This window comes from Halopseudomonas litoralis, from assembly GCF_900105005.1.
GTDB lineage: Bacteria > Pseudomonadota > Gammaproteobacteria > Pseudomonadales > Pseudomonadaceae > Halopseudomonas > Halopseudomonas litoralis.
The window spans coordinates 3,601,536-3,622,681 of sequence record NZ_LT629748.1 but is presented as its reverse complement, the minus strand read 5'-3'; the positions used below and the strand labels follow the sequence as shown (position 1 = coordinate 3,622,681).

General features: G+C 58.9%; 22 protein-coding genes and 5 pseudogenes. 12 read left to right on the top strand and 15 right to left on the bottom strand.

Annotation, left to right across the window (positions count from 1 at the left end; genetic code table 11):
• Positions 1-17 precede the first annotated feature (17 nt).
• Entirely contained in the window at positions 18-293 is a 276-nt protein-coding gene (locus BLU11_RS17305) for a hypothetical protein (RefSeq protein ID WP_036991844.1), read from the bottom strand.
• Positions 294-788: 495 nt separating this feature from the next.
• On the opposite strand from BLU11_RS17305, the pseudogene BLU11_RS17295 reads away from it, so the two are divergent.
• The 3 genes and pseudogenes from BLU11_RS17295 to lspA all read left to right on the top strand — a co-directional run.
• A pseudogene (locus BLU11_RS17295) lies at positions 789-929 on the top strand (MerR family DNA-binding transcriptional regulator); the annotation flags it as partial.
• A gap of 140 nt (positions 930-1,069) precedes the next feature.
• Positions 1,070-1,417 carry a DUF3703 domain-containing protein gene (locus tag BLU11_RS17290; RefSeq protein ID WP_036991842.1) on the top strand — a complete coding sequence of 116 codons (348 nt, stop codon included), beginning with the start codon at positions 1,070-1,072 and terminating at the stop codon, positions 1,415-1,417.
• Positions 1,414-1,926 carry a signal peptidase II gene (gene lspA / locus BLU11_RS17285; RefSeq protein ID WP_036991841.1) on the top strand — a complete coding sequence of 171 codons (513 nt, stop codon included), beginning with the start codon at positions 1,414-1,416 and terminating at the stop codon, positions 1,924-1,926. Before BLU11_RS17290 ends, lspA begins: the two co-directional genes overlap by 4 nt.
• A 399-nt stretch (positions 1,927-2,325) precedes the next feature.
• Here the strand turns inward: lspA and BLU11_RS17275 are convergent, their stop codons facing one another.
• From BLU11_RS17275 to lnt, 3 genes are all read right to left on the bottom strand, one after another.
• On the bottom strand, positions 2,326-2,910 hold the full coding sequence (locus BLU11_RS17275; RefSeq protein WP_036991839.1) for a protein-disulfide reductase DsbD domain-containing protein: 585 nt from the start codon (positions 2,908-2,910) through the stop codon (positions 2,326-2,328).
• 16 nt (positions 2,911-2,926) lie between these two features.
• Positions 2,927-4,120 (bottom strand): protein-disulfide reductase DsbD family protein, encoded by a 1,194-nt coding sequence (locus BLU11_RS17270; protein ID WP_220469429.1) that lies wholly within the window; start codon positions 4,118-4,120, stop codon positions 2,927-2,929.
• A gap of 254 nt (positions 4,121-4,374) precedes the next feature.
• A complete protein-coding gene (gene lnt / locus BLU11_RS17260; protein WP_036992120.1) occupies positions 4,375-5,814 on the bottom strand; it encodes an apolipoprotein N-acyltransferase in 1,440 nt (479 codons plus the stop codon).
• Between the two features lie 272 nt (positions 5,815-6,086).
• Here lnt and BLU11_RS19345 point away from each other — a divergent pair.
• Positions 6,087-6,268 (top strand): annotated as a pseudogene (locus tag BLU11_RS19345) (IS256 family transposase); the annotation flags it as partial.
• A 243-nt stretch (positions 6,269-6,511) separates the two neighbouring features.
• Here BLU11_RS19345 and BLU11_RS17255 read toward each other — a convergent pair.
• A pseudogene (locus tag BLU11_RS17255) lies at positions 6,512-6,784 on the bottom strand (signal peptidase II); the annotation flags it as partial.
• Positions 6,785-6,793: 9 nt separating this feature from the next.
• Complete coding sequence (locus BLU11_RS17250) at positions 6,794-7,687, bottom strand: cation transporter (RefSeq protein WP_036991838.1); 894 nt, start codon at positions 7,685-7,687, stop codon at positions 6,794-6,796.
• 79 nt (positions 7,688-7,766) lie between these two features.
• Between BLU11_RS17250 and cadR the strand changes: the two genes are divergently transcribed.
• Positions 7,767-8,195 carry a Cd(II)/Pb(II)-responsive transcriptional regulator gene (gene cadR / locus BLU11_RS17245; RefSeq protein WP_036991837.1) on the top strand — a complete coding sequence of 143 codons (429 nt, stop codon included), beginning with the start codon at positions 7,767-7,769 and terminating at the stop codon, positions 8,193-8,195.
• Positions 8,196-8,253: 58 nt separating this feature from the next.
• On the opposite strand, the pseudogene BLU11_RS19630 reads toward cadR, so the two are convergent.
• A pseudogene (locus BLU11_RS19630) lies at positions 8,254-8,474 on the bottom strand (IS3 family transposase); the annotation flags it as partial.
• 138 nt (positions 8,475-8,612) lie between these two features.
• On the opposite strand from BLU11_RS19630, the gene tnpA reads away from it, so the two are divergent.
• The 5 genes from tnpA to BLU11_RS17215 all read left to right on the top strand — a co-directional run bounded on the left by tnpA (position 8,613) and on the right by BLU11_RS17215 (position 13,477).
• Complete coding sequence (tnpA, locus tag BLU11_RS19845) at positions 8,613-8,921, top strand: IS66-like element accessory protein TnpA (RefSeq protein WP_090275499.1); 309 nt, start codon at positions 8,613-8,615, stop codon at positions 8,919-8,921.
• Between the two features lie 76 nt (positions 8,922-8,997).
• Positions 8,998-10,677 carry a Mu transposase C-terminal domain-containing protein gene (locus BLU11_RS17230; RefSeq protein WP_003465068.1) on the top strand — a complete coding sequence of 560 codons (1,680 nt, stop codon included), beginning with the start codon at positions 8,998-9,000 and terminating at the stop codon, positions 10,675-10,677.
• A gap of 2 nt (positions 10,678-10,679) precedes the next feature.
• On the top strand, positions 10,680-11,588 hold the full coding sequence (locus tag BLU11_RS17225) for a TniB family NTP-binding protein (protein WP_003465065.1): 909 nt from the start codon (positions 10,680-10,682) through the stop codon (positions 11,586-11,588).
• Positions 11,585-12,802, top strand: coding sequence for a TniQ family protein (locus BLU11_RS17220; protein ID WP_090275497.1), 1,218 nt, complete (start codon positions 11,585-11,587; stop codon positions 12,800-12,802). Before BLU11_RS17225 ends, BLU11_RS17220 begins: the two co-directional genes overlap by 4 nt.
• A gap of 60 nt (positions 12,803-12,862) precedes the next feature.
• Positions 12,863-13,477 (top strand): recombinase family protein, encoded by a 615-nt coding sequence (locus BLU11_RS17215; protein WP_000904941.1) that lies wholly within the window; start codon positions 12,863-12,865, stop codon positions 13,475-13,477.
• Between the two features lie 52 nt (positions 13,478-13,529).
• Here the strand turns inward: BLU11_RS17215 and merE are convergent, their stop codons facing one another.
• The 6 genes from merE to merT are packed head-to-tail and all read right to left on the bottom strand — an operon-like array spanning position 13,530 to position 16,677.
• Positions 13,530-13,766 (bottom strand): broad-spectrum mercury transporter MerE, encoded by a 237-nt coding sequence (gene merE / locus BLU11_RS17210; RefSeq protein WP_001087809.1) that lies wholly within the window; start codon positions 13,764-13,766, stop codon positions 13,530-13,532.
• Positions 13,763-14,128, bottom strand: a complete 366-nt coding sequence (gene merD, locus BLU11_RS17205) for a mercury resistance co-regulator MerD (RefSeq protein WP_003465059.1) — start codon at positions 14,126-14,128, stop codon at positions 13,763-13,765. Before merD ends, merE begins: the two co-directional genes overlap by 4 nt.
• A 16-nt stretch (positions 14,129-14,144) precedes the next feature.
• On the bottom strand, positions 14,145-15,791 hold the full coding sequence (gene merA, locus BLU11_RS17200; RefSeq protein ID WP_000136268.1) for a mercury(II) reductase: 1,647 nt from the start codon (positions 15,789-15,791) through the stop codon (positions 14,145-14,147).
• Positions 15,788-16,033 (bottom strand): mercury resistance system transport protein MerF, encoded by a 246-nt coding sequence (merF, locus tag BLU11_RS17195; RefSeq protein ID WP_000654684.1) that lies wholly within the window; start codon positions 16,031-16,033, stop codon positions 15,788-15,790. Before merF ends, merA begins: the two co-directional genes overlap by 4 nt.
• A 2-nt stretch (positions 16,034-16,035) precedes the next feature.
• Positions 16,036-16,311: a mercury resistance system periplasmic binding protein MerP gene (gene merP / locus BLU11_RS17190; protein ID WP_000735441.1), complete on the bottom strand. Its 276-nt coding sequence runs from the start codon at positions 16,309-16,311 to the stop codon at positions 16,036-16,038.
• A gap of 15 nt (positions 16,312-16,326) precedes the next feature.
• A complete protein-coding gene (gene merT / locus BLU11_RS17185; RefSeq protein ID WP_001294667.1) occupies positions 16,327-16,677 on the bottom strand; it encodes a mercuric ion transporter MerT in 351 nt (116 codons plus the stop codon).
• A gap of 71 nt (positions 16,678-16,748) precedes the next feature.
• On the opposite strand from merT, the gene merR reads away from it, so the two are divergent.
• Positions 16,749-17,183 carry an Hg(II)-responsive transcriptional regulator gene (merR, locus tag BLU11_RS17180; protein ID WP_000429838.1) on the top strand — a complete coding sequence of 145 codons (435 nt, stop codon included), beginning with the start codon at positions 16,749-16,751 and terminating at the stop codon, positions 17,181-17,183.
• Between the two features lie 441 nt (positions 17,184-17,624).
• Positions 17,625-18,768 (top strand): annotated as a pseudogene (locus tag BLU11_RS17170) (IS3 family transposase).
• A gap of 106 nt (positions 18,769-18,874) precedes the next feature.
• Here the strand turns inward: BLU11_RS17170 and istB are convergent.
• Together istB and istA are read right to left on the bottom strand one after the other, a co-directional pair.
• Entirely contained in the window at positions 18,875-19,615 is a 741-nt protein-coding gene (gene istB, locus BLU11_RS17165) for an IS21-like element helper ATPase IstB (RefSeq protein ID WP_090271457.1), read from the bottom strand.
• Positions 19,612-21,132, bottom strand: a complete 1,521-nt coding sequence (istA, locus tag BLU11_RS17160; RefSeq protein ID WP_090271454.1) for an IS21 family transposase — start codon at positions 21,130-21,132, stop codon at positions 19,612-19,614. The genes istB and istA overlap by 4 nt, the downstream gene beginning before the upstream one ends.
• Positions 21,133-21,146 lie beyond the last annotated feature (14 nt).

Sequence of the window (21,146 nt, the reverse complement as noted above, 5' to 3'; positions counted from 1 at the left end):
TCTTCAAGGACAAATTTCTAAGAGTCTTCGTAGCTGCGGCTGCTCGCCCATTCCAAGTCATACTGCACTTCAAGGTGAAAAGCCTCATAGAGTCGCCAGGCCTTCTGGCTGGCGTGCTCCAAGGCCTTCTCCACCCCGGCTTCTGTGAGGGCTGGGAGCTGCTCACGAAGCGACGCGAGCTTCACATAGACGGCATAAGCTGCATCGCGACTCTGGGCGGCATTCCCTTCGGCAATTTTTCTGTTCAATCCAGCCATCAACTGTTCTATCTCAGTCGTCTTAACGTCAGTCATAAGCTACGCGCCTCTGTTTGGGTAAATGGGAGTGGCTGTCGATCCGGTTGGCCAGGCTTTCAATGCCAGGATTCGGCGCGGACCGTTGAGTACGATGAGGCCAGCGACCGTACCAATCACCAAATCTGGATAGGAAGAAGCCAAGTGATTCTAGCTTGGTCGCGATCTGGTCAACCGAACCGTCATGCAAAGCGCGCACCTGTCAGCTGCTTAGATCAAAGGCCAACGAATTGAGCTCAGGAAAGCCATTCAGCGCGAGCCGAATCATTCGTTCTTCTGAAGAGCAACCCATTTTGGGCACTGCTGATCCATGCTCCTTCATTCAAAGGCGCGGTTGCCGCTTCAGTGGTTGCCGACACGGGGCCACAGCCACTGGGTTTCTCACAGGAATTCATGATCAGCTTCTCCTATAGAACTTGATCCTGCCGATTAAAAACCATGTAGCAGGCATAGGGTCAAGCCTGGATATACTGGCTTTTTACCAAGGGACAGACTATTCGCATCGGCCAACTTGCACATCAGGCGGGGGTGGACATTCAGACGATTCGTTTTTATGAACGTCAGGGACTGCTTCCACCGCCTAATCGCGAAGACACTGGCTATCGAACCTATAAAGCAGACCATGCGGACAAACTGCTGGCCTGCTGGGGGGCGACAAACCTCTTTTATGATTTCGGCTTCAAGTCATTTTTCGCGTCGCCTGAATCCATAGCGCTTGACCCTATAGCTGCTATAGGGTGTTCACTTAGGCAATCTGCTGCGTAAGTGAGATCCAGATGAATACCGCTCTCCGCATTGCCATCGATGAGGCCTTTTTCCAAGCTAGGAAAGCACTCAGTGAAAAGGCGCCAACCGAGGCTTTCTCTTGGCTGGAGCGAGCCCACATATTGAGCCAGCGAATGGCTATTCTTCATGCTCAGAGCCATTGGCTGATGCTAAGGGCTGGCTGGCAGTTGCGCGACTTTCGAGAGGTGCCCAGCCAAGTTCCGCGAATCATAGCGGCCCTGCTGTTCTCTAAGATCTGGGTGCCGCTCGGAAACAGCGGGCGCGCCAGGGTCAGTGCTTTTGCTCCGATGCCCATCTCACCGGAGCTGCAGCGACTTCTTCAAGGAGAAACGCGATGAGCTCGTCTCCTAGAAGGTCACTTCTCGCTGCTCCCTGGTTCTGGTGGATGCTATCGCTGGCCATTGCCTCGGCCGACCTAGCGATGAAAAGCGCAGTTACGGGTTCGCTCCCGGTCGGCACCGTGATTCCTTTCACCCCGTTCTTCAATCTGGTTCATTTCTGGAATACCGGTGCAGCGTTCAGCTTCCTGGCTGACGCGGGCGGTTGGCAGCGTTACTTCTTCATCGTCATAGCTTTGGTCATTTCAATCGTGCTGGCTCTGGTATTGCGTAAGCCCAGAGTCAACAGTGAAGCGCTAGGCTATAGCCTTATCTTGGGCGGGGCAGTTGGGAATCTGATCGATCGCGCATTTCGAGGCCATGTAATCGACTACCTGGATTTTTACTGGCAGTCCTGGCATTGGCCTGCGTTTAACCTGGCGGATATTGGTATCGTCGTCGGCGCCGCCATGTTGATCCTGGGCAGTTTGCTGAGCCCAAAGGCGGAAGCCGGCCGAGTCAAAGAATGAAAGGCTGACCCTCAACAGTTACGGTGCGCTGGGCAGGCAATCCCGCAAGGACCAGGCGACCCGCATGTTAACCATCGCTGTCCGGGAGAAGGCGTTGCCGGCGCCTTGATGAGCGTTGCAGCCCGTTTTCTGGCTCGCTCGCTCCAATACGAGATTCCCCAACAAGATTTATCGATTATCTGGGACAGGATGCCGACACTTCCCCGAAGCCACTTCATCATGCGGAATGTGCGAATTACAATGTAAGTTTGCCGTTTAACGAAGCGAGTCTCGCCCATCTCTAGACATGAACTCTGGCATGGCCTTGAGCTGCCAAGAGCAACCACGGCAATCGGGATACTCTGAATAAGCTGTTCACAGTCATTCCCCAGTTGCGTCACTTCCAAAGTGCGTTCTGACTTATTGTCGGCTGGTATCGTCCAGATTCAGCGCAACAGGCATGTCAGTCGGTGCCAGGCAGACGCCCTCGTCACTGCAGGCCTGCGCCCGTACAATCATTTCGAGCCTGCCTACCTTTTCCAGCACGGCAATCTGTTTTCCGTCGGGCCGCAGCCGAATACTCGCACCATCGTCATACACCTCAAGGGCGGTGTCACCCAGCACAATGTCACTGACCCGGCCGCGCGGGTACTGCGTCGGGATTTCAAGCGCTTGGCCGTTGACTGAAGAATTGACGACAGTGGGAATCAGGAACTCCATAGAGGCCGGATTGGCATTCACGTGCCAGCCCGGTTCAATGTTCAATGTCAGAACGAATTCACCAGGCTTTCCCGCCAATGCTGCGTCGCCTTTCGCAAGAGTGAGGCGTACCTTATCAGCGGAATTCGCCAATCCTGTTCGGGCCGAAACCGGGACTTCAAGAGCGGCTCGTTCAGTCTGGACAGCGTCGGGGTTGTTTCCGTTGGTGTCGATCAACATGAACGCAGCGATCGCGAGGAGAAAAGCCACTACACCAGCCAGCAATCCTTTATGTCGAATCACCATGATTCATCTCCAGTATCTAAGGTTGTAGGTTTTCGGTACGACTGATAGCTTCGACCAAGCTGTCGGCGTCAAAAAGCCCCGTGAAACGGGCGATAACGGTGCCGTCACCGTCAATAACCACTGCGAAGGGTAAGGCCTGCCCACCGGTCGCAGTTAATAGCGCATCTTTTTCGGGGTTGCTCGCTGTCACGTCCACTTGTATAGGCACCATCTTGGTGCGCCGCACGGCTTTGGCCACGGAGGGCTCTTGGTAGACCGTGCGCTCAAGTATCTTACAGTTGATGCACCAGTCGGCGGTGAACTCCAGCAAATAGGGTGTGCCCCGGGCTTTTGTCTCCGTCAGTAACTTTGCGGAGTAGGGTTGCCAGACGAGTTCGTCTCCGTTGCTGTCCAGCGGGGATGCAAATCCCATAGTCATCGCAAGGGCAAGGCCTGCCGCCGTTGTGGTGATCACACGCACGGTACCATTACCCTGGACGAAACGGCGAGCACCCCAGGCCAGCACCAGTGCCAGCCAAGACCACCATAGCCAGGGATAAACCGCTTTGGGCATCAGGCTCGCGCTGAAGAAGACGGCTGCGGCCAGCAAGACCAGCGCGAGCCCTTCTCGAATGGCCAGAGTCCAGGGCCCCGCCTTGGGCAACCGGCTCAGCCACTTGGGTTTGAGGATCAGTGCCGCGTAGGGCAGCGACAACCCCAGCCCGATACTGCCGAATATCCCCATAGTTACCGGCGCCGGCTGGGTAACGGCAAAGGCTAGGACTCCACCCAGGAAAGGACCAGCACAAGGTGCAGCCAAAACCGCACTCAATAACCCCGATAAGAATGCTTCAGAGTAACGCCGGCCATGGGCCGAGGCGGCGAACGACGGGATCGGAATGGGCAAATCCAGCCACGTGACCACCGCAAACCCGACCAGCAAGGCAACAAGGATACCAACGAACACCGCGGACTGAAACAAAGTGCCCCAGCTCCACTGAAGAAATGCGGTCAATCCGCCCAGCGTCAAGAAAAACGCGAGTGTTCCTGCGGTGAACGCCAATGCGGCCAGCACGCGGTGCGATCGTTGGCTGCCCGCCTCTCGTAAGATAGTCCGGACCTTAATAGGAATCGCGGGCAAAACGCAGGGCGTCAGGTTGAGCAGCAAACCTGCCACTGTCGCCATTAAGAGCTGGCTGGCGATGAGTAAAGAGGGAATGTGATCGATCATTCAGCTATTCCAGCCCTTCCCACGATTCCCGACTGAAACGTCCGGTCTGACCCCGCCATTGGCCGCTTGCATCCTTAAACAGAAGGTTGTTTGAGTGCTCATATCTCTTCTCCATATAGACGCCGCCAACATTAACAGGAGCGAGAGCCACAGCAACGCATCGCTTTCCCGGCTTGTGAGCTTTTTTCTTGATAGCCAATTGCCACATGTAGACAAATCCCTTCCTCCTCATCCGATTTAAAATCTGCTCGCTGTCATGTACCCAAGCGATGATACTGCCGAATTCGACGAAGCAGGAGCAAGCCGAGTCCGAGTGCGATCACGCCAAGGACAGGCCAATCCCGCCAGCGCACATAAGGGGTTGCGCCAGTTCTGGGGGTCACTTCGGCACTGAGGGTGGCTACGCGGAATTGAGGAGCGCGTGTAAGAACCTTTCCCTCGTAGCTGACAGCTGCTGTGATACCCGTGTTCGTGGCTCGCAGTAGGTCACGTCCGGTTTCGATGGCACGCATGCGGACCATCTGAAAGTGCTGGAAAGGGCCGAGCGAGCTGCCGAACCAGGCATCGTTACTGACATTCACCAGCAACTGCGCTTCGGGCAGAAACTCCGTGACTTCAGCACCAAAGACCGCCTCGTAGCAGATGAGTGCCCCTACAGGCACCCCTGCTGCCTTCAGGACGTGCGCTTCCCGTCCCGGTGTGAAATCGGACATGGGCGCCCCGAGCACGTCGAGGGACGAACCCAAAAACTCCCGAAACGGAACATACTCACCGAAGGGCACCAGGTGACGTTTGTAGTAGAAGCCTGAGGGATCGGAGAGGCTTGTCACCGCGTTGTAGGTGCGACCGTCCTCCTCGCGTATCGGGACGCCAATCATCAACGAGGTGCCGGCCTGATCGGCTAACGCCTTAAGCTCAGCAAGATATTCTCTAGCCTCGTCATGCCACATCGGGATTGCCGTTTCTGGCCAAATCACAATGTCGGCCCCGAGATGCTGCTTCGTAAGCGCCTGATAACGGTCCAGCGTGATTCCCCGTGAATCCGGGTCCCATTTTCTGTCTTGCGCGATGTTTCCTTGCAAGAGGGCAATATTGATAGGATCGGCGGCTGGCTGCGTCCACTCATGATCCAGGAGCTGCAAGCTGGCAAGAGTAGCGGTTAACACGGCACCGGCTACCGCTGCACGGCGCAGGCTTGGATTTAAAACAACCCAAGCCAGGCCGCCAGCGAGCAAGGCCACCAGAAAACTCACGCCAAGCACACCAAAGACAGGCGCGATAGTGGCGAGTGTGGTGTCGGTCTGGCTGTAGCCGACAAAGAGCCAGGGAAAGCCGGTTAAGAACCAGGTGCGCATCCATTCACTCAACACCCATGTCGCTGGTAGCCCTAGCCAGAGGGCCGTCGCATCCATCTCAGGGTGCAGGCGGCGTACGAGGTACGCGACGCCCCATGGAAAGAGGGCAAGCAGCGAGACAAAGGCCGCTGTAGCTAACATCCCCACCACGGGGCCATTGCCGTACTGGCTGATGCTGACGAAGACCCAGGAGACACCTACACCGAAGTAACCAAGGCCAAAGAAGTAAGCCGACCATAACGCCTGACGCTTTGAAGGTTGCGCGGTCAGGACAAACAATGCGGCCAGAGCGACCACCGCAAGCCATGCCCAACCAAAAGGGGCAAAGGCAAGCGGCATGGCGCCTCCGGCAAGCAAAGCCATCACCCTCGTTACAAGAGTCTTGTAGCGCATTCCCGTGGATAGGTCGAAGAGTAGCGCGCACTTATCACCCAATGCTCTCGCCTCCGAAATCAAGATCAATCCTGTGGCTCATGCTTTCTTGCTCCGCTCAATTCAATCCCATCACCCCATTCCTCGGGCTCACCAGGGTGGCAAAGTGAATGTTTCTGGACTCGACTCGGTGCGCCGCAAGCTGGGAGCTGCTGCTTCGTATTCAGCCAGCAAGACAATGGCGGCGTGGATGGGATAGGTTCATTCCGTTCCTTGTCTTCCCGCCTGCCATACGAAAGGTATTCTGGTTGGCGCTACGTAATATCACTGCCAACTGGGGTAGTGCGGCGCATGACTGGAAACCGCTATGACTCAGTTCGTGATCCTGTACGAAGATCGTTTCACCAAGCCAACCTGGTAAGTGAGGGCCTACCTGATGGCAGGCCATTAACAGCCCGAACACAAAAAATCTGACAGTCCCACTGAGGTGACCAAGTGGTTCAAGGCTTACATGGTCTGCTTTTCCTTCCGAAGCCGTGGAATGACATCTATCACCCGTATAAGCAGTAGGCTGCGATCAGCCCTGTCAGGAGGTCTCCCGCGGTGTCCTCTAAGGCTGTCGACTGGAAGAAAAGTACGACACTGGGCAACTCGGAAAGCATGTCAGATTGCCCATGGTGCCACCGAGGATAAGACGGTATGCAATGAATTCTCTTTTATGACGATTTTTAAAAAAGTAGCGCTGCCAGCCCCCACCATGCGCAAAAAGACTGAATGCGGCACGGGTGCTCCATAGATGCACCCAGTTAAAGAGCAGGATCACTTAAACAGATTCGCCCTAGACCATTGATTGCTGCACCAGCCACTTTACAGCCTGATCAGACGCTGCCAGCAGGCTTGATATGGGCAACAGGGCATACGGCGAGAGTTTTGCCAATGATGGGCATTACTTCAACGCCAGAATGCGCCTGGCACCGTTAAGTACAATGACCCCCGAGACTGTGCCGATAATCAGATCCGGATAATTGGATCCTGTCCAGGCAACCAAAGCTCCGGCAATGATAACCCCCAGGTTGATCACTACGTCATTGGCCGAGAATATCCAGCTTGCCTTCATGTGCGCCCCGCCCTCACGGTGCTTGGATATGAGCAGCAAACAACTGGTATTGGCAATCAATGCGACAAATGCGATAGCCATCATCACCAGCGATTCAGGCTCACTACCGAATACAAAGCGTCTCACCACCTCCACAAGTACGCCTATAGCCAGAATTAGCTGCAGCCATCCTGCTAGATGCGCGGCGCGTACCTGCATTTTTACGCTATGCCCGACCGCATAAAGGGCAAGGCCATAGACGGCTGCATCTGCAAAATTGTCCAGGGATTCTCCAATCAGCCCGGTGGACTGGGCGATTAGACCGGCAGTCATTTCCACCCCGAACAGAAGTGCATTGATGCCGAGCAACCAACGCAGGGTCCTGGATTCTTGCTTAGCAGAAGCTGGCGAGAACTCAGCGGCCTTGATGGTCTCCGGATTTGCAGCGACGGTTTCCTGAAGCGAGGCTCCTAGCCTCAAGGTCTTCAGTTTCGAGGTGATGGGCTCGACTTCGCCGTCATGCACGACCTTGAGCCGGCGGTTCGACAAGTCGAAGGACAGCGCCCGAATTTCCTCAAAGCCGTCCAGGGCCAGGCGAATCATTCGCTCTTCTGATGGGCAGTCCATCTTCGGCACGGCATAAACGCTGACCCAGTTCCCTGACGCTTCGGAGGAGGCATGCATATTGCTATCCACTGCGGACGTTGCGTCACCGTCACAGGCGCTACCACAGGATTTTCTCATGCTACTATTCCACTTGACAAATGTTGTGGTACCATTTAAAACCATAAAGCCACTACAAGGTCAACAGGGGAGAAGGCTGATGCGTATTGGTCAGTTGGCGCAGCTGGTAGGGGTCGAAACGCAGACGATCCGCTTCTATGAACAGCAGGGCTTGTTGCCGCCGCCTGATCGGCAGAACAACGGTTATCGTGTCTATACCGAGAAGCATAGTGAGCGGCTTGCCTTCATCCGTCGCTGCAGAATCCTAGACCTGTCACTGGCTGAGATTCACGAACTACAGAGCTATCAAGACGAGCCTCATCAGCCTTGCACCGCCGTCAACGCCTTGCTCGATGATCACATCTCTCAAGTGCGGTCACAGATAACCGGTCTGCAAGCGCTTGAGAAACAACTCGTTTCATTAAGAGCGAGCTGCAACGATGATCGGGAAATTGAGGTTTGTGGGGTTCTTGCTGGAATTAGCGAAGGAAGTGTGCATCAGCAGGAGGTTGGAGCACTAACCAGATAATCCGATAAAATATCGGCTTGCTTCACTCTCTCTCTCATGCAAAGGTAAGATCAACCATTTAATCCGCGTACCCGGAAGAGCAAGTACTCTCTAACTCTCCCCCAGCCACAGCGGGCGGTGGTCCACCGTTGAACTGATATGGCCGTTGCAAGTTGTACCCTGGCATCAGAAACCGACTGATATCCTGCTGTGCCCGCGATGCACTCATGTAGCCCACGGTCAGCCCCATTCTGCTTCCAGACTGCGAAACAGCCGCTCCATTGGCGCATTGTCATGGCATAGGTACCCTGGTCCGAATGAACAGCACGTCCTGGGGTCGGTCACGCTGTTCGTACGTAAGCGTCCGGTGATCCCGTCTTGAGCTGAGCACTGGGGCCGTCAGGATAGTGTCCACTTATTTTCTAGTGGACACTTAATATGAGCACTGTAAGCGTAACCAAGCCTTGTCAAAAACGTCGTCGCCATTCCCGGGAATTCAAGGCCAGCATCGTCACCACTTGCAATGAACCGGGAGCCTCCGTCTCACGCGTTGCGCTGGATAACGGCCTCCACGCCAATCTGGTGCGACGCTGGATCAGTGAGTCACGCCGAACCGATAATGCGCTCACGTCGATTCCAGCGTTCCTTCCGGTTAACCTGCCAGCTCCGTCTACCGTTGCTGTCGTTTTCAGAAGACGACCGCACCATCTGACTGGATGTAACGCCTGGTGTGCATACGGCTCCTGACAGCCCAATATCAGGAGTCGTCTGCACCAATCTCGACTATGCTCAATACTCGTGTGCACCAAAGCGAGGTTTGGGCATGACATCAGACACTCCACCGATTGCCGCGCAAGGCGTGGCCACCCTGCCCGACGAGGCATGGGCGCAAGCCCGGCACCGGACGGAAATCATCGGGCCACTGGCAGCGCTTGAGGTGGTCGGGCATGAAGCCGCCGATGAGGCAGCCCAAGCGCTGGGCCTGTCCCGGCGACAGGTATATGTCCTGATCCGTCGCGCCCGGCAGGGTACTGGCCTGGTAACAGACCTGACGCCCGGCCGATCCGGCGGCGGCAAAGGCAAGGGGCGCTTGCCGGAACCGGTCGAGCGCATCATCCGCGAGCTGCTGCAAAAGCGCTTCCTGACCAAGCAGAAACGCAGCCTGGCGGCGTTCCACCGCGAAGTCGCGCAGGCGTGCAAAACCCAGAAGCTGCCGGTGCCGGCGCGCAACACCGTGGCCCAGCGGATTGCCGGACTACACCCGGCGAAAATAGCCCGCAGCCGGGGCGGGCAGGACGCTGCCCGTCCCTTGCAAGGCGCGGGTGGCATTCCGCCCGAAGTCACCATGCCGCTGGAACAGGTGCAGATCGACCACACCGTCATCGACCTGATCGTGGTCGACGAGCGCGACCGGCAACCGATTGGCCGCCCATATTTGACCCTCGCCATCGACGTGTTCACGCGCTGCGTACTCGGCATGGTGGTCACGCTGGAAGCGCCGTCCGCCGTCTCGGTCGGCCTATGCCTCGCGCATGCCGCCTGCGACAAGCGGCCCTGGCTGGAAGGGCTGAATGTGGAAATGGACTGGCCGATGAGCGGCAAGCCCAGGCTGCTCTATCTGGACAACGCGGCCGAGTTCAAAAGCGAAGCGCTGCGCCGTGGCTGCGAACAGCATGGCATCCGGCTGGACTATCGCCCACCAGGCCAGCCGCACTACGGCGGCATCGTGGAACGGATCATCGGCACGGCGATGCAGATGATCCACGACGAATTACCGGGGACGACCTTCTCCAATCCCGGCCAGCGCGGCGAGTACGATTCCGAGAAGATGGCCACCCTGACGCTGCGCGAGCTGGAGCGCTGGCTCGCGTTGGCGGTAGGCACCTATCACGGCTCCGTGCACAACGGCCTGCTCCAGCCGCCGGCCGCGCGCTGGGCCGAGGCCGTGGAGCGCGTTGGCGTCCCGGCCGTCGTTACCCGCCCCACCGCGTTTTTGGTCGATTTCCTGCCGGTGATCCGCCGCACCCTGACCCGCACCGGCTTTGTCATCGACCACATCCACTACTACGCCGACGCCCTCAAGCCGTGGATTGCCCGGCGCGAGCGCTTGCCCGCCTTCCTGATCCGGCGCGATCCGCGCGACATCAGCCGCATCTGGGTACTGGAACCGGAAGGTCAGCACTATCTGGAGATCCACTACCGCACCTTGTCCCATCCGGCCGTCACCCTCTGGGAACAACGCCAGGCGCTGGCCAAATTGCGTCAGCTCGGGCGCGAGCAGGTGGACGAGTCGGCGCTGTTCCGCATGATCGGGCAGATGCGCGAGATCGTGACCACCGCCCAGAAGGCCACGCGCAAGGCGCGGCGCGACGCTGATCGCCGCCAGCACCTCAAGACGTCGGAGCCACCGGCCAAGCCCATACCGCCGGATGTGGACATGGCTGACCCGCAGGCAGACAACCTGCCGCCGGCCAAACCGTTCGATCAGATCGAGGAGTGGTAGCCGTGGACGAATATCCCGTCATTGACCTGTCCCACCTGCTGCCAGCGGCACAGGGTTTGGCCAGGCTGCCGGCAGACGAGCGCATCCAGCGCATTCGCGCCGACCGCTGGATCGGCTACCCGCGCGCGGTCGAGGCGCTGAACCGGCTGGAAACTCTGTATGCGTGGCCGAACAAGCAACGCATGCCAAACCTGCTGCTGGTCGGCCCCACCAACAACGGCAAGTCGATGATCGTCGAGAAATTCCGGCGGGCGCACCCGGTCGGCACCGACGCTGACCAAGAACATATCCCGGTGCTGGTCGTGCAGATGCCGTCAGAGCCATCGGTGATCCGCTTCTATGTCGCGCTGCTGGCTGCGATGGGCGCGCCGCTGCGCCCGCGCCCACGGCTGCCGGAAATGGAGCAACTGGCGCTGGCCCTGCTGCGCAAGGTCGGCGTGCGCATGCTGGTGATCGACGAACTGCACAATGTACTGGCTGGCAACAGCGTTAACCGGCGCGAGTTCCTCAACCTGCTGCGCTTCCTCGGCAACGAGCTGCGTATCCCCCTGGTCGGGGTCGGCACGCGCGAGGCGTACCTGGCCATCCGTTCGGACGATCAGTTGGAAAACCGCTTCGAGCCGATGCTGCTGCCGCCGTGGGAGGCCAATGAGGACTGCTGCTCGCTGCTGGCCAGCTTCGCGGCGTCACTCCCGCTACGGCGGCCATCCCCGATTGCCACGCTGGACATGGCCCGCTACCTGCTCACCCGGAGCGAAGGCACCATCGGCGAGCTTGCACATCTGCTGGTGGCGGCGGCCGTCGCCGCCGTGGAGAGTGGCGAGGAAGCGATCAACCACCGCACGCTCAGCATGGCCGACTACATCGGCCCCAGTGAGCGGCGGCGACAGTTCGAGCGGGAACTGATGTGAAGTCCGCGCCGCGCTGGCCGCTGCATCCGGCACCCAAGGAAGGCGAAGCCCTGTCCTCATGGCTCAACCGGGTCGCCGCCTGCTACCAGATGGACGTGCACGAGCTGCTGGCCCACGATCTTGGTCACAGCCAACTTGATGACCTGGATACCGCACCATCCTTGTCGTTGCTGACGGCGCTCTGCCAGCGCAGTGGCGTCGAGCTGGAGCGGTTGCGCAGCATGAGTCTTGCAGGCTGGGTGCCGTGGCTGCTCGACAGTCTCGACGATTCGGTACCAGCAGCCTTGGAAACCTATACATTCCAATGCACGGTGCTCCTGCCCAAGCGCACCCGCAAGGTGCGGTCCATCACTCGCTGGCGTGCCTGGCTACCGAGCCAGACGATTCGCCGGGCGTGTCCGCAGTGTCTGAACGATCCAACGAATCAAGCTGTGCTACTCGTCTGGCAGCTCCCCTTGATGCTGAGCTGCCCGCAGCATGGCTGCTGGCTGGAGTCCTACTGGGGCATGCCCGGCCGGTATCTTCAGTGGGAAATCGCCGATGCTGCGCCGCGCCCTGCCGATGACGCAATCGCCTGCATGGACCGGCGCACCTGGCAGGCGCTGACGACGGGTTTTGTGGAGCTGCCGCGTCGGCGTGTCCACGCCGGCTTGTGGTTCCGGCTGCTGCGCACCCTGCTTGATGAGCTGAACACGCCGCTCTCGCACTGCGGCAGTTGCTCGGCGAGCATCCGCCATGTCTGGGAGCGCTGCGGCCATCCGCTGCGCGCCGGGCAGAGTCTGTGGCGTCCCTACGAGATTCTGGCCCCGGCGGTGCAGTGGCAGATGCTGGAGGCGGCGGCCACCGCCATCACGCTGATCGAGTCAAAGGCGCTGATCCCGCGCGGGGAACAGGCCGCGCTGTTTCAGACGGAGCCGCACACTGGTTTCACCAACGGCCTGCCGGCGAAGGTGCCGAAGCCGGAACCCATCAACCACTGGCAACGAGCAGCCCAGGCCATCGATGAGGCCATCATTGAAGCGCGACACAACCCGGAGACGGCCCGCTTGCTGTTCACACTGGCGTCCTACGGGCGACGCGACCCCGAATCCCTGGAACGTTTGCGCGCCACGTTCACCAAGGAGGGCATCCCGCCGGAGTTTTTGTCACATTACGAGCCTGAATGGCCGTTTGCAGGTCTTAGACTAAATGACGGGTTAAGTGACAGTTTTTGACGGCGAGAACTTTCTGGCTCACACTGTCACATAATCGAACGTATATGTGACAGGTACGACATGCTGATAGGCTACATGCGGGTATCGAAGGCGGACGGCTCCCAGGCTACCGATTTGCAGCGCGACGCGCTGATTGCCGCCGGGGTCGATCCAGTACATCTTTACGAGGACCAGGCATCCGGCATGCGCGAGGATCGGCCCGGCTTGACGAGCTGCCTGAAGGCGTTGCGAACTGGCGACACACTGGTCGTGTGGAAACTGGATCGGCTCGGACGCGACCTGCGACATCTCATCAACACCGTGCACGACCTGACTGGGCGCGGCATCGGCTTGAAGGTATTAACCGGGCACGGCGCGGCCATCGACACCACGACCGCCGCCGGCAAGCTGGTCTTTGGCATCTTCGCCGCCCTGGCCGAGTTCGAGCGCGAGTTGATCGCGGAGCGCACGATTGCCGGCCTAGCCTCGGCCCGCGCGCGCGGGCGGAAAGGCGGCCGGCCGTTCAAGATGACCGCCGCCAAGCTGCGGCTGGCGATGGCGGCAATGGGTCAGCCAGAGACCAAGGTCGGCGACCTGTGCCAGGAACTTGGCGTCACGCGGCAGACCCTGTATCGGCATGTTTCACCCAAGGGTGAGCTACGTCCAGATGGCGAGAAGCTACTCAGCCGAATTTGATGCCGGCATGAGGCAACGTAGCGACAGCGTGGTTTGTCTCAATGGGAAGCGCTCATGATCGATCTTTGAAGGCCCGCAGCAGTCGTGTCACAGACAGGACGAACAAACCGGTCAGCGTGAGGGCTGCGATACCCCAGTACTCTCCGATGAACGCGCCGGCCGTCGTGCCGGCCAGCACAATGGCGAGAATCGGCAAATGGCAGGGACAGGTGAGCACGGCCAGCGCGCCCCACAGGTAGCCGGTGATCGGTTTGTGCGTCTCGGACGGCAAGCGCTCGGGGCTGTTCATGGCAGACTCTCCGCGTGCTGTGCCGGCTCGGTCGGCATGGTGGCCAACTGCACCTCCAGATCGGCCAACGCTTCGCGCCGACGCTCGACGAACTGGCGCAGAACGGCAAGCTGCGCGGCCGCTTCATCGCCGTCCGCAGCATCCAGCGCCCGGCACAGCCGCGCCAGCGCGTCCAGGCCGATGCCCGCCTCGAAGGCCGCCCGCACGAAGCACAGCCGTTGCAAGGCGGCATCATCGAACAGGCCATAGCCGCCCGGGGTGCACGCCACCGGACGCAGCAATCCGCGCAGCAGGTAGTCGCGCACGATATGCACGCTCACCCCGGCATCAAGGGCCAGCCGGGACACGGTGTAGGCGCTCATTGAAAACCTCCTTTTTTTATCCAGCGCAGCAGGAAAGCTGCTTCACGTCCTTGTTGAAGGTCTGCGCCGCAAGCTTCAACCCCTCGACCATTGTCAGGTAGGGGAACAACTGGTCGGCCAGTTCCTGCACCGTCATGCGGTTGCGGATGGCGAGCACCGCCGTCTGGATCAGTTCGCCCGCTTCCGGGGCCACCGCCTGCACGCCGATGAGCCGTCCGCTACCTTCCTCGATGACCAGCTTGATGAAGCCGCGTGTGTCGAAGTTGGCAAGCGCTCGCGGAACGTTGTCGAGTGTCAGCGTGCGACTGTCGGTCTCGATGCCATCGTGGTGCGCTTCCGCCTCGCTGTAGCCCACGGTGGCGACTTGCGGGTCGGTGAACACCACTGCCGGCATCGCGGTCAGATTGAGGGCTGCGTCGCCGCCGGTCATGTTGATCGCGGCACGGGTGCCGGCGGCCGCTGCCACGTAGACGAACTGCGGCTGGTCGGTGCAGTCGCCGGCCGCGTAGATGTTCGGGTTGCTCGTGCGCATGCCTTGGTCGATAACGATGGCCCCTTGCGCATTGACAGTGACCCCCGCCGCGTCCAGCGCGAGGCTGCGCGTATTCGGTGCCCGACCGGTGGCAACCAGCAACTTGTCAGCGCGCAATTCACCGTGTCCGGTGGTCAGCACGAATTCGCCGTTCACATGGGCGACCTGGCTGGCTTGCGTGTGCTCCAGCACCTCGATGCCCTCGGCGCGGAAAGCGGCTGTCACGGCCTCGCCGATGGCCGGGTCTTCCCGGAAGAACAAGGTGCTGCGTGCCAGGATCGTGACCTGGCTGCCGAGCCGGGCAAAGGCTTGCGCCAGTTCCAACGCCACCACCGACGAACCGATCACGGCCAGGCGTGCGGGAATGGTGTCGCTGACAAGCGCTTCGGTGGAAGTCCAGTAGGGTGACTCTTTCAGGCCCGGAATCGGCGGCACGGCCGGACTGGCACCGGTGGCGACCAGGCAGCGGTCGAACGTTACCTCGCGCTCGCCACCCTCGTTCAAACGGACGACCAGGCTCTGGTCGTCCTTGAAACGCGCTTCACCGTGCAAAACGGTGATGGCTGGATTGCCGTCCAGGATGCCTTCGTATTTGGCGTGCCGCAGTTCATCGACACGGGCCTGCTGCTGGGCCAGCAGTTTGCTGCGGTCAATCGCAGGCACAGTTGCCGCAATACCGCCGTCGAACGGACTTTCCCGGCGCAGATGGGCAATATGGGCAGCGCGGATCATGATCTTGGACGGCACACAGCCGATATTGACGCAGGTGCCGCCGATGGTGCCGCGTTCGATCAGCGTGACCGTCGCGCCTTGCTCGACGGCCTTCAGCGCCGCCGCCATCGCGGCCCCGCCGCTGCCAATGATGGCGATATGCAAACCGGCGCCCTCAAGTGCATCACGGATTTTTGGTTCATCTTTGAAATCACCAACCCGGATCGAGCCTTGATAACCCAATGCGGCGATGGCGGCCAGCAGTTGGTTGTGGCTCACGGCGGTGTCTGCCATGACTTGCGCGCGGCTTTCTGGATAGGACACCACAGCGGCATTCACGCCGGGAATCTTTTCCAAAGCATCTTTGACATGGGTGGCGCAGGATGTGCAGGTCATGCCATTCACGGTGATTTCGGTCATTTTTTTACTCCATTGAATTTCGGGGTGCAGCAGGCATCGGCTTGGCGTTTTCGTTGGATGGCGTAGATGGTCAAGCCGATGAAAATCGCCAGCGCAGGCAGCAGCACATAGTCCAGATAGCCGGTCAGCGCGGACAAGCCGACCACACCGAGCAAAATGACCAGAACAGGGGTGAAGCAACACAGCGCCACGAGGGTTGTGCCAATGATGCTGACCCGCAGCAGTGTCTTCGGGTCTTTCATGATCAGTTCTTGACTGATGATGGGTAGCCCGCATCCTCGGTAGCCTTGGTCAGTTTCTGCACGCTGGTCTTGGCATCATCGAAGGTGACCACCGCTTCGCGCGTCTCGAAGGTCACGTCAACTTTACTGACGCCATCGACCTTGGAAATCGCCTTCTTGACAGTGATCGGACAGGCCGAGCAGGTCATGCCCGGTACGGACAGCGTAACGGTCTGGGTGGCGGCCCACACGGGGGCAACAACGGCAGCGAGGGCAAGGGCGGAAAGCAGCTTTTTCATGGTGAACTCCTGTGATCAATAGAAAAATGGCACGACGTAGGGAAATCCGAGCGCGACCAAAACCAGCACGGCCACGCCCCAGAAAATGAGCTTGTAAGTAGCTCGCACTTGGGGAATCGCGCAAACCTCACCCGGTTTGCAGGCGGCTGACGGCCGGTAGATGCGCCGCCAGGCGAAGAACAACGCCACCAGCGCCACGCCGATAAAGATGGGGCGATAGGGTTCCAACACCGTCAAGTTGCCGATCCAAGCGCCGCTGAACCCCAAGGCGATCAGAACCAGCGGCCCGAGGCAGCAAGCCGAGGCGAGGATGGCGGCCAGCCCGCCAGTGAAGAGCGCGCCGCGCCCGTTTTGAGGTTCAGACATACGTTTGTCCTTTCGAATCTGAATTGGATAGCTTAAGCTTACTTCCGTAGTTATGTACGGAGTCAAGCGATATGGAAAACAATTTGGAGAACCTGACCATTGGCGTTTTCGCCAGGACGGCCGGGGTCAATGTGGAGACCATCCGGTTCTATCAGCGCAAGGGCTTGCTCCCGGAACCGGACAAGCCTTACGGCAGCATTCGCCGCTATGGCGAGACGGATGTAACGCGGGTGCGCTTCGTGAAATCAGCCCAGCGGTTGGGCTTCAGCCTGGATGAGATCGCCGAGCTGCTGCGGCTGGAGGATGGCACCCATTGCGAGGAAGCCAGCAGCCTGGCCGAGCACAAGCTCAAGGACGTGCGCGAGAGGATGGCTGACCTGGCGCGCATGGAGGCCGTGCTGTCTGATTTGGTGTGCGCCTGCCATGCGCGGAAGGGGAACGTTTCCTGCCCGCTGATTGCGTCACTGCAAGGGAAGAAAGAACCGCGCAGTGCGGACGCCGTGTAGCCCGAGGGAACTACGCCTTAGCGTGCTTTATTTTCCGTTTTCTGAGGCGACTCCAACGTCAGAAAAGACCGTGCGGTCGACTTTTGATATTTCGTGCTGTCGCCTTCTGAAAGTGACAAATTTAACCCCGGATAATAATTTCTTAACCAGCCAACACCAGACTCGCCAGTATGGGTATAGCCAAATTGGCTGACTGGAGCCGACCATTTATGACAGGCAGGTGTCGGCCAAAAGCGGCCGCTAGACTATAAAGATCGAACCTAGCAGGCCCCTCAAAAAACCGCCACCTAGCGCTTGGTGGATGCCATGCATGCTTCCGCGAGTGATTGCATGATGGCACAATGGCGGACATTAACTCTTTCAATGCAGCGTCCCCTTCGGGTTCTACCCCGCTTCCACGGACACTTTCAAGTAGACTCATGTGGAGTCATAGGAGTGTTCATGTCCAAGCGCAAACAATATAGCCCGGAGTTCAAACGGGAGGCCGTAGAACTGGCCCGTCGCTCAGGCACCAGTTGTCGTCAGATAATCGGGGTGGCGCCAAGCTTGCTAAATCGCTGGGTGCGTGAGGCGCGAGCAGCTGAGAAGCCTTTTCCCGGCACAGGCAACCCGCGAGATGAAGAACTTGCCCGCCTCAAGCGCGAGCTGGCCCGAGTGACGAAGGAACGTGATTTTTTAAAAGACGCGGCAGCGTACTTTGCCAGGGAGTCATCGAACGGTACTCGGTGATCCAGCGCTGCCGCAACGAGTACCCAGTCCGACTGATGTGCCGTTGTTTGAAGGTGTCTGCCAGTGGCTATTACGACTGGCAAGATCGTGAGCCAAGCCCACGCGCTCAGGATAATGCGCGCCTGATAAAGCGTATTCGTGAGATCCATGAGGATAGCCGCGGTGCAATAGGTGCGCCTCGCATGCACGAGGATCTCCTATTCGAAGCTGAAACCGCCAGCCTGAACCGTGTTGCTCGCTTGATGGCCGCAGAGCAAATTCAAGGTTGGCCGCGCAGGAAGAGACGTGGCTTTGGCCGAGTAACGTCTGGCCGCCCAGCAGGTGTGGAAAATCTACTGGAACGCGACTTCAATGCCTTGGAGCCGGAGCGCAAATGGGTCACGGATATCACGGAGATAGCCACGCTGGAGGGCAAGCTCTTCCTGTGTGTAGTGCTGGATCTGTACAGCAAGCTAGTGATTGGCTGGTCGATGCATCATCGCCAAGATAGGCAGATGGTCATCCGGGCAGTGGAGATGGCGATTTGGCAGCGTCAGGGTAACTGGTCGGTCATTTTACATTCTGACAGGGGAAGCCAATTTACCAGCGTCGACTATCAGCGCTTTCTGAGCCGAAACACGCTGGTTTGCAGCATGAGTGCCGTTGGCCATTGTGGCGATAACGCGGCTTGTGAGGGCTTCTTCGGCCAACTCAAGCGCGAGCGTGTTGCTCATCAATCGTACCGGACACTTGATGAAGCGCGAGCGGATCTGTTCGACTATATTGAGCGGTTTCATAACCCACGAATGCGTCGTAGAGTTGCTCAGCAAGATCTGAAGTTTTCGGCTCTTTAAAACCGTCCGTGGAAGCGGGGTAGAACCCGTACAAGCAATCAAGCGATGCTGGTTATCGAGAAATAGTGTGTCAATGGCCATTAATTTTGACCCACTTTTGGCCAATAGAATTGACCCACTTGCTCACCGCTAACCGGCGGTTTTCTGCTTCAAGCGGTAGCTCTCCCCTCCCAGCATAAAAATGTGTGAATGGTGGATTACACGGTCAATGATGGGCACTGCCACGTTGTCGTTATGGAAGAACTCGCCCCAGCTGGTGAAGTCCTTGTTGGTGGTCAGGATCACCGAGCGGTACTCGTACAAGTTGTTGATCAACTGGAACAGGTTATACCGGGCCTGACGGGTCATCGGCAGGTAGCCCAGCTCATCGATGATCAGCACATCGTACTTGCTCAGCTGGTTCAGTCGCTTCTTCAGCTCGCCCTTCATCTCCGCCAACTCCAGGTCCTCGACCAGTGCCAGTGCAGTGCGGAACAGCACCTTGTAGCCAGCCTGGACGGCCTTGTGGCCAATCCCAATGGCCAGGTGGGTCTTGCCCACCCCCGGTGGCCCAATGAACACCAGGTTGTCGCGGTTATCGATAAAGCTGAAGTCCAGCAAGGCACTGACCTGTCGCTTGGTGATCGTGGTCTGATGCCGGTAATCAAAGGCCTCCAGGTGCTTCTCCGAGGGGAACTGGGCCTGTTTGAGGTTGCGGCTCACACGACTACTCGAACGGGCGTTGATCTCATGCTCAACCAACGACTGGGCGAAATTCAGGTAAGACATCTCATTGGCTTCAGCCCTGGCCAGCAGGGCGGTCAGTTCACCGGCGGTCGCGCTGAGGCGAAGGCTGCGGTACTGCGCTACGGTGCTATCGAGTAGGCTCATGGGGTCACTCCGTGGCCAGTCGACTGGCCAACGTGGGCGTAAGCATTCAGATCGGCATGGCCGACGCGGCTACCCGCCTCCGGCGCATACTCGCGGTCACTGATGGCGCGTCCTCGCGCCCTGGCTTGCTGCCAGGCTTCGAGGTAGCGCCTGAGTCCGGTGGCGGTCAGCTCGCTGCGCTCGCACAACTCACCCAACAGCTTGGTATCAACCGGCGCGTGGGCCATGAGCAGATCACGCACGGCGACCAGTTGGTCCTTGTAGATACGCGGTGAGGTCCGCTTAAGCAATTGGCACAGGGCAGAGCCCAGATCATCGGAGAGGATCGCATCAATGCTGTGTTCCAGATCGGTAATGCGCTGGGTCTGGTCTCGGTAGTGGTTGTTGTTCTTGATCATCCGGCCCTTGGCCTTGCACAGGTCATGGGTGGCGATGAGCTCGCCGCTCTCCAGGTCATGGATCAGCAGCTGGTTGTCCTGTGCGCTGACACCGACACGGGCTTGCTGCCAAGCCATGGGTACCGAATACTTGTTAGCCTGCCAGGAGATCAGCCCGGTCTTGTCGACCTTGCGCGTTTCTCTTGCAGGCATCAAGTGCAGCAGGCTCTGCGGGACCAGATAGGGCTTGAGCTGGCTGCGCTCCAGCGCCTCGAAATGCTCCCGAGGATGCTGTCCGGTCGTGCCGTGCACACGCGCATTGGCTACGGTCTCAAGCCAGTCATGCAGATGCTGGTGAACGGCGTTCTCGTCCGCAAATTGCTCGCCATAGAAACAGTCACGCTTGACGTACTTGACGCCGGCCTCCACCTTGCCCTTGCTCTCCGGGTCATAGCCCTCACAGGCATGGATACGATAGCCAGCCGTGGTTGCATACTGGTGGAAGCGCTGGTTGAGCGTCAGCTCTCGATATTGCTCGCTGATCACCACCATCTTGGTCTGGTCGTAAATGCACTCCTCAGTGACGCCGCCGAAGTAACGGAATGCCTCGTCATGCATCTGGATAAAACGCTCGGTATCCAACGGACGGAAGCTCAGGCCGACATACATTAGCCGGGAACAGGACAACACAAAAACCACAAAATGCACCACGCGCTCCACGCCGCCGATCATGACGCCACGCAACTCACCGGGATCGACCTGGCACTGAACGCCCGGCACCGACTCAACGACCGGTTCGTAATAGCGGAACTGGCCGCAGGCAACCTGCTGCTTGAGCGTTTGTACATACCGGCGGATGCTCCGGTCAGATACCGCCAGATCAACGCTGCGCTCTCTCAGACGTCGGGCCAACTTGACCGCACTGAGTGCTGGAAACTGGATCAGCTGATTGATCAGATAATCACGGTGCCCGTCGAGCAGCTTGGTCCGCGAAGGGTCAGCAATGGCGACGCTGATCTGCGTTTCATCCAGGTGAAGATACTTGCGTACGGTATTCCGGGAAATCCCCAGCTCACGGCTGATGGCACGGACCGACAAACCCCGGCCCTGGTCGTACAACCCCTTGATCTTGTGAATCACAACCCACTCCTTCA

Coding starts and splice junctions, on each gene's coding strand:
- BLU11_RS17305 (WP_036991844.1), bottom strand. CDS start 293: ATGACTGACGTTAAGACGACTGAGATAGAACAGTTGATGGCTGGATTG.
- BLU11_RS17290 (WP_036991842.1), top strand. CDS start 1,070: ATGAATACCGCTCTCCGCATTGCCATCGATGAGGCCTTTTTCCAAGCT.
- lspA (WP_036991841.1), top strand. CDS start 1,414: ATGAGCTCGTCTCCTAGAAGGTCACTTCTCGCTGCTCCCTGGTTCTGG.
- BLU11_RS17275 (WP_036991839.1), bottom strand. CDS start 2,910: ATGGTGATTCGACATAAAGGATTGCTGGCTGGTGTAGTGGCTTTTCTC.
- BLU11_RS17270 (WP_220469429.1), bottom strand. CDS start 4,120: ATGATCGATCACATTCCCTCTTTACTCATCGCCAGCCAGCTCTTAATG.
- lnt (WP_036992120.1), bottom strand. CDS start 5,814: ATGCCGCTTGCCTTTGCCCCTTTTGGTTGGGCATGGCTTGCGGTGGTC.
- BLU11_RS17250 (WP_036991838.1), bottom strand. CDS start 7,687: ATGAGAAAATCCTGTGGTAGCGCCTGTGACGGTGACGCAACGTCCGCA.
- cadR (WP_036991837.1), top strand. CDS start 7,767: ATGCGTATTGGTCAGTTGGCGCAGCTGGTAGGGGTCGAAACGCAGACG.
- tnpA (WP_090275499.1), top strand. CDS start 8,613: ATGAGCACTGTAAGCGTAACCAAGCCTTGTCAAAAACGTCGTCGCCAT.
- BLU11_RS17230 (WP_003465068.1), top strand. CDS start 8,998: ATGACATCAGACACTCCACCGATTGCCGCGCAAGGCGTGGCCACCCTG.
- BLU11_RS17215 (WP_000904941.1), top strand. CDS start 12,863: ATGCTGATAGGCTACATGCGGGTATCGAAGGCGGACGGCTCCCAGGCT.
- merE (WP_001087809.1), bottom strand. CDS start 13,766: ATGAACAGCCCCGAGCGCTTGCCGTCCGAGACGCACAAACCGATCACC.
- merD (WP_003465059.1), bottom strand. CDS start 14,128: ATGAGCGCCTACACCGTGTCCCGGCTGGCCCTTGATGCCGGGGTGAGC.
- merA (WP_000136268.1), bottom strand. CDS start 15,791: ATGACCGAAATCACCGTGAATGGCATGACCTGCACATCCTGCGCCACC.
- merF (WP_000654684.1), bottom strand. CDS start 16,033: ATGAAAGACCCGAAGACACTGCTGCGGGTCAGCATCATTGGCACAACC.
- merP (WP_000735441.1), bottom strand. CDS start 16,311: ATGAAAAAGCTGCTTTCCGCCCTTGCCCTCGCTGCCGTTGTTGCCCCC.
- merT (WP_001294667.1), bottom strand. CDS start 16,677: ATGTCTGAACCTCAAAACGGGCGCGGCGCGCTCTTCACTGGCGGGCTG.
- merR (WP_000429838.1), top strand. CDS start 16,749: ATGGAAAACAATTTGGAGAACCTGACCATTGGCGTTTTCGCCAGGACG.
- istB (WP_090271457.1), bottom strand. CDS start 19,615: ATGAGCCTACTCGATAGCACCGTAGCGCAGTACCGCAGCCTTCGCCTC.